This is a genomic window from Mesorhizobium sp. M7A.F.Ca.ET.027.03.2.1, from assembly GCF_003999175.1.
Lineage (GTDB): Bacteria > Pseudomonadota > Alphaproteobacteria > Rhizobiales > Rhizobiaceae > Mesorhizobium.
Genome location: NZ_RZOM01000316.1, coordinates 1 through 5,861, shown reverse-complemented (window position 1 = coordinate 5,861; position 5,861 = coordinate 1). Strand labels below are relative to the sequence as shown.

Annotated in this window: 5 protein-coding genes; all 5 read right to left on the bottom strand. The window is 61.8% G+C overall.

From position 1 onward, the window contains the following. Positions 1–2,734 (bottom strand): vitamin B12-dependent ribonucleotide reductase (locus EN750_RS15675; protein ID WP_127396952.1); only part of this gene is annotated, 2,734 nt, incomplete at its 3' end. Between the two features lie 600 nt (positions 2,735–3,334). Then, a complete protein-coding gene (locus EN750_RS15670; RefSeq protein WP_127322526.1) occupies positions 3,335–3,646 on the bottom strand; it encodes a PilZ domain-containing protein in 312 nt (103 codons plus the stop codon). 132 nt (positions 3,647–3,778) lie between these two features. Continuing rightward, a complete protein-coding gene (locus EN750_RS15665; RefSeq protein WP_023810435.1) occupies positions 3,779–4,267 on the bottom strand; it encodes an NUDIX hydrolase in 489 nt (162 codons plus the stop codon). 212 nt (positions 4,268–4,479) lie between these two features. Next, positions 4,480–4,980 carry a xanthine phosphoribosyltransferase gene (gpt, locus tag EN750_RS15660; RefSeq protein ID WP_127259671.1) on the bottom strand — a complete coding sequence of 167 codons (501 nt, stop codon included), beginning with the start codon at positions 4,978–4,980 and terminating at the stop codon, positions 4,480–4,482. 133 nt (positions 4,981–5,113) lie between these two features. After that, on the bottom strand, positions 5,114–5,861 hold a 748-nt coding region (locus EN750_RS15655; protein ID WP_145967683.1), incomplete at its 5' end, for a universal stress protein.

Below are 5,861 nucleotides of genomic sequence, written 5' to 3'. Positions count from 1 at the left end.
GCGCGTTGGCCTTCAGCGCCAGCTTCCACGACAGCATGTAGGCGCCCTTGGCGTCTTCCACCGTCGCATCGTTGGGCATGTTGATGGTCTTGGAGATGGCGCCGGAGATGAAGGGCTGTGCTGCCGCCATCATCTGGATGTGGCTGTTGATGGACAGCGAGCGCTTGCCGATCTTGCCGCACGGGCTGGCGCAATCGAACACCGCCAGGTGTTCGGCCTTGAGGAACGGCGCGCCTTCCAGCGTCATCGCACCGCAGACATGGATGTTGGCGGCCTCGATGTCCTTCCGGGAGAAGCCGAGCGCCGGCAGGATCTCGAACGAGAAGTCGTTGAGCTGCTCGTCGGTGAAGCCGAACGTCTCCTTCACCCAGTCGGCGCCGAGCGTCCACTGGTTGAAGACGAACTTGATGTCGAAGGCCGACTTCAAGGCTGCGTTGAGCGCGGCGATCTTGTCGTCGGTGAAGCCCTTGGCCTTGAGCGCGCCGGGGTTGATGGCCGGCGCCTGGTTGAGGTTGCCGTGGCCGACCGCATAGGCCTCCATCTCGGCGATCTGGGCTTCGGAATAGCCGAGCGTGCGCAGCGCTTCCGGCACGGCGCGGTTGATGATCTTGAAATAGCCGCCGCCGGCGAGCTTCTTGAACTTCACCAGCGCGAAGTCGGGCTCGATGCCGGTGGTGTCGCAATCCATGACCAGGCCGATCGTGCCGGTCGGCGCAATCACGGTCGCCTGTGCATTGCGGTAGCCATGCTCCTCGCCGAGCTCGATGGCGCGGTCCCAGGCGGCCTTGGCGTGGGTCGCAAGGTCCTGCTGCTTCAGGTCGGAAGCGACCAGCGGCACCGGGTTGACGGCAAGCTTCTCGTAGCCCTGCTTCTCGCCATAGGCGGCACGGCGATGGTTGCGCATGACGCGCAGCATGTTCTGCGCATTGCGGTCGTAGTCGGCGAAGGCGCCGAGTTCGCCGGCCATCTCGGCCGAGGTGGCATAGGCGACACCGGTCATGATTGCGGTGAGTGCGGCGCAGATGGCGCGGCCTTCATCGGAGTCGTAGGGAATGCCCGACGTCATCAGCAGGCCGCCGATATTGGCATAGCCGAGGCCGAGCGTGCGGTATTCGTAGGACTGCTTGGCGATCTCCTTCGACGGGAACTGCGCCATCATCACCGAGATTTCGAGCACGATGGTCCACAGCCGCACCGTGTGCTCGTAGGCTGCGATGTCGATCGTGCCGTCGGCGTTGCGGTAGGGCAGCAGATTAATCGAGGCGAGATTGCAGGCCGTGTCGTCGAGGAACATGTATTCCGAGCACGGGTTGGACGCCCGGATCGCACCGGCGGAAGCGCAGGTGTGCCAGTCGTTCATCGTCGTGTTGAAATGCAGGCCGGGATCCGCGGACGCCCAGGCGGCGTAACCGATCTTTTCCCAGAGATCCCTGGCCTTCAGCGTCTTCAGCACCTTGCCGTCCTTGCGGGCGGTCAGGTGCCAGTCGGCATCGTCCTCGACGGCGCGCAGGAAATTGTCCTTCAGCGACACCGAATTGTTGGAGTTCTGGCCCGAAACCGTGAGGTAGGCATCCGAATCCCAGTCTGTGTCGTAGGTCTTGAACGACATCGAGCTATAGCCCTGCTTGGCGAACTGGATGACGCGGTAGATGTAGTTCTCCGGCACGGCGGACTTCTTGGCCGCCTTGATCTCGCGCTTCAGCGCGGAGTTGATCGACGGGTCGAAGCAGTCATCGCCATTGCCTTCGCAGTTGACGCAGGCCTTCATGATCGCTTCGAGATGCTTCTTGACGATCTTCGAGCCGGTCACCAGCGAGGCGACCTTCTGCTCTTCATTGACCTTCCAGTCGATGAATTCCTCGATATCGGGGTGGTCGGCGTCGACGATGACCATTTTGGCGGCGCGGCGCGTGGTGCCGCCCGACTTGATGGCGCCCGCCGCACGGTCGCCGATCTTGAGGAAGCTCATCAGGCCCGACGAGCGGCCGCCGCCCGACAGCTTTTCGCCTTCGCCGCGCAGCAGCGAGAAGTTGGAGCCGGTGCCGGAGCCGTATTTGAACAGGCGTGCTTCACGCACCCACAGATCCATGATGCCGCCCTCGTTGACGAGGTCGTCCTGTACGCCCTGGATGAAGCAGGCATGCGGCTGCGGATGCTCGTAGGAGGATTTCGACTTGGTCAGCTTGCCGGTGAACGGGTCGACATAGAAGTGGCCCTGGCTCGGGCCGTCGATGCCATAGGCCCAGTGCAGGCCGGTGTTGAACCATTGCGGCGAGTTCGGCGCGACACGCTGGGTGGCGAGCATGTAGGCAAGCTCGTCGCGGAAAGCGCGCGCATCTTCCTCCGACCCCTTGAAGTAGCCGCCCTTCCAGCCCCAGTAAGTCCAGGTGCCGGCAAGCCGGTCGAAGACCTGGCGGGCGTCGATCTCGGAACCGTAGCGCTCGGCTTCCGGCAGCTTGGCAAGTTCCGTCTCATCGGCGACGGAGCGCCACAGGAAGGAGGGGACGTCGTTCTCTTCGATCTTCTTCAGGCGCGCCGGCACACCGGCCTTGCGGAAATATTTCTGCGCCAGGATATCGGCTGCGACCTGGGAGAACTGCGCCGGCACGTCGATATTGTCCAAGCGGAACACCACCGAACCATCCGGATTCTTGATCTCCGAGAGCGCCTTGCGGAATTCGATCTCCGCATAGGCAGATTGTCCTGGCTTGGTGAAACGACGCTCGATGCGCATTGGTCCGGTCCCTTTTGTCTATATATAGCGCTTTCCTCCAGGGATTTCTGCCCCCGATGCGAAACGCGCATGTCCGCCGTCTGCCGGGCGTTCCAAAACGGCCGGCTCTCCATTTTCGCGGTCTCCGCCGGCCCTGCTGGTCAAACTCCTTGCGAAGTATCTGTCCAACGCGCCGACGAACCCGCAGGTCCCTCAAAACTGATTTTTTCCGATTCCCTCGGTCGAGGGAAATTCACACTATCTAGCGTCGAACCTACCTGCAAACACTAAATATAGTATTAACAGACAATTTATTCAAGCCCGACAATTGTCCCTATCGTCCCCAACCGCCCCACAATCCCAACGCTTCCGCCGGCCTCGTAAACAGGCGGAAATGCGAGCAAAAACGCACATAATCCGGGAAAAAAGACCGGGCTCAGAACTTTCCGGTCGCACTCTCAACAGGAGCACATGGCCTATAAAAGGCGACTCGTTTTGCGCCGTCAAGGATTCGTTTGCGTAGCTTTTGTGACCCCAACATCTTGTGTGTCACATATGTGGATAACGGGGATAGAATGCAGGCGCGGATCACGATTTTCCGCGCGCAAGCTTGCCCGGGCGTCAGCCGTAATGCAGCCGGGGCTTTGGCTCGGTGCCGGTGAACTGCACCCCGATACGGTCGTTGCGACGCCAGCGGACCTCGCACCGATAGGCAATGCCGTCGAGCGGCACATAGAGAAGGAACCGATCTGGGACCCGGGCTTCGAGCGGTATCTTCAGTTCGGCGCCGCCGTCGTGCTGGTTGCGCAGCGTGCAACCGACTTCCGAATTGGAAATTCCGGTGATGATCGACCCACCCTTGAGCACGCGCGGACGATGCTCGCGCTGTGGGTCGTCGGACTCGTTTGGAATTGGATTTGCGGGATTCGCCATCGATCAAAAATACCAGAGCTGCCGAATCCTACCCTTGATTCCTTAGCAAAGCATTCATGTCGAAGCGCGGCAACGCGTGTCTAGCCTTTGCAAGCCAGTCCCGTTTTGCAAAGAGAGCGGTGTGGCCGCCCGTCAGGAGAAGCTGTGCGGGTCGGCGCAGAAATAGGCGATGATCTGGCAAAGGTCGGGTTCGTTGACCATGCGCACCGCTTCGCTCGCACGGACCCATTTGCGGGTGCGTGAGTGTTTTTCCTTCCAGCGGTCCGCGACTTTGTCGACATGCAGTGGAAACACCAGGACCTCGCACGGCACTTCTTCGCCGGAAGCCAGGACCTTGGCGTAGAAGTAACGGCCGGCTTCAAGATGAGAGACACGGCCGCGCAGCCCGGCCTCCTCGCCGGCTTCGCGCGCCGCGGCCTCGCAGAGCGGCTCCCTGGCCTCTGGCCAGCCCTTGGGCAAAACCCAGCGGCCAGTATCGCGGCTGGTGATCAGCATGATTTCGACGCCGTCGCCCGTGTCGCGCCAGGGCAGGGCGGCAACCTGCAGACGGCACGGCGCCGTGCCGAAGAGCCGTCGGACCCTTTCGGCCAGATGATTGTGTGTCGTTGGCCTCGTCAACATCGAAGAAGCTAGCCCCAGCCTCCGGAATCGTTTGCCGTCTCACGAATCTTACGGCTAATTGTCGGCAATAAAAGTAAAAAATTTCATTCGCCTGGCCGATTTCCGCCAATAGACGTCGATTTGGCTAAATATCCGGCCCTGCCGGACCTGTTTGCGAAAGCAATCATGCCCGGGTGCAAGCTGCTGGTCTGTAACAGGCAGGTTGTTGCGAATCAGCCGGCGTGGTCGTCGGCGATCGGCTTCTGGTAGGTGAAGCCCATGTCCCAAGGGAAATAGATCCAGGTGTCCTGGCTGACTTCGGTGACGAAAGTATCGACCAGCGGCCGGCCTTTCGGCTTGGCATAGACGGTGGCGAAATGCGCCTTGGGCATCATCGCGCGCACGATGCCCGCCGTCTTGCCGGTGTCGGTCAGGTCGTCGATGATCAGCACGCCGGCGCCGTCTTCGTCGAGCAGGGCAGGGGTGATCTCCTTGAGGACCTGCAGCTGCCCCTGGCTGGTATAGTCGTGATAGGAGGCGACGCAGACCGTCTCGATGACGCGGATACCGAGTTCACGCGAGATGATCGCCGCGGGAACCAGCCCGCCTCGCGTAATGCAGACGATCGCTTTCCATTGTCCCTTGTTGGCGCCGGCAAGCCGCCAGGCGAGCGCCCGGGCGTCGCGATGGAACTGGTCCCAGGAGACCGGAAAGGCTTTTTCGGGAAGGGACATGTCGCGCACTCCACAGCACGCGGGGATCGCGCGCAGGAAAACAGGGGAATGCGCGCGGAATTAGCTGGAAAGCCCCCATCTTGGCAAGAGCAAGGGGCCTTGGCAAAGGCAAGGCCCAGCGATCGCTGTGGACCTACCGCGACAGGAACGCCGCCACCGGCGCGGTGCGCAGCACGCTGCGTGTCACGCCGCCGAACAGAAGCTGACGCAGCCATGAGTGGCTGTAGGCGCCGAGCACCAGCAGATCGGCGCCGGTTTCCGCGATTCTGGTCTGGATGATGTCATCGACCGAATTGCCGCCCGACTGCTGCACCGAAACGCTGACGGTGGCGCCGTGGCGCGACAGCGCCGACGCGATTTCGGCGCCGGCGGCCTCCGGGCTGTCGTCGAGCGTTTCAGGAGGGTCGATAACCAATATGTCAGTCTTCTCGGCTTCGATGATGAAGGGCAGCGCGTCGAAGGCGGCCCGCGCCGCTTCCTTGCTGCCGTTCCAGGCGAGCAAGACGCGTTTGAAGGTGGTGATCAGCGGACCCTCGTGCGGCACCACCAGCACCGGCCGGCCGGCATCGTAGACCAGCGTGTCTACGTCCGCGCTGGAATCGCCGCCCGTTTCGCGCTGCGCCGCTATGATCAGGTCGGCGGCCCGCACGCTCGAAATCCCGGTCAGCGCGCTGTCACCCGAAAAGCTCTCCAGGCTTCGCCACTCGAAGGAAAGACCGGAATCCTCGATATGCCTGAGAAACAGCGCCTTTAATTTCTCGGCCCGTTCCCGGTTCATATCTGCCGAAACCTGCAGGAATTCGGTGTCGGGAAAGCCTGTGGCAGAGGTGTAGGGCACGGGAAGCGTTTCGGCGTGGATGCCGACCAGATGGCTCTGGAAC

What these genes read in the sequence shown, in the direction of transcription:
- EN750_RS15665 (WP_023810435.1), bottom strand. Translation starts at nt 4,267, where the DNA reads ATGTTGACGAGGCCAACGACACACAATCATCTGGCCGAAAGGGTCCGA.
- EN750_RS15670 (WP_127322526.1), bottom strand. Translation starts at nt 3,646, where the DNA reads ATGGCGAATCCCGCAAATCCAATTCCAAACGAGTCCGACGACCCACAG.
- gpt (WP_127259671.1), bottom strand. Translation starts at nt 4,980, where the DNA reads ATGTCCCTTCCCGAAAAAGCCTTTCCGGTCTCCTGGGACCAGTTCCAT.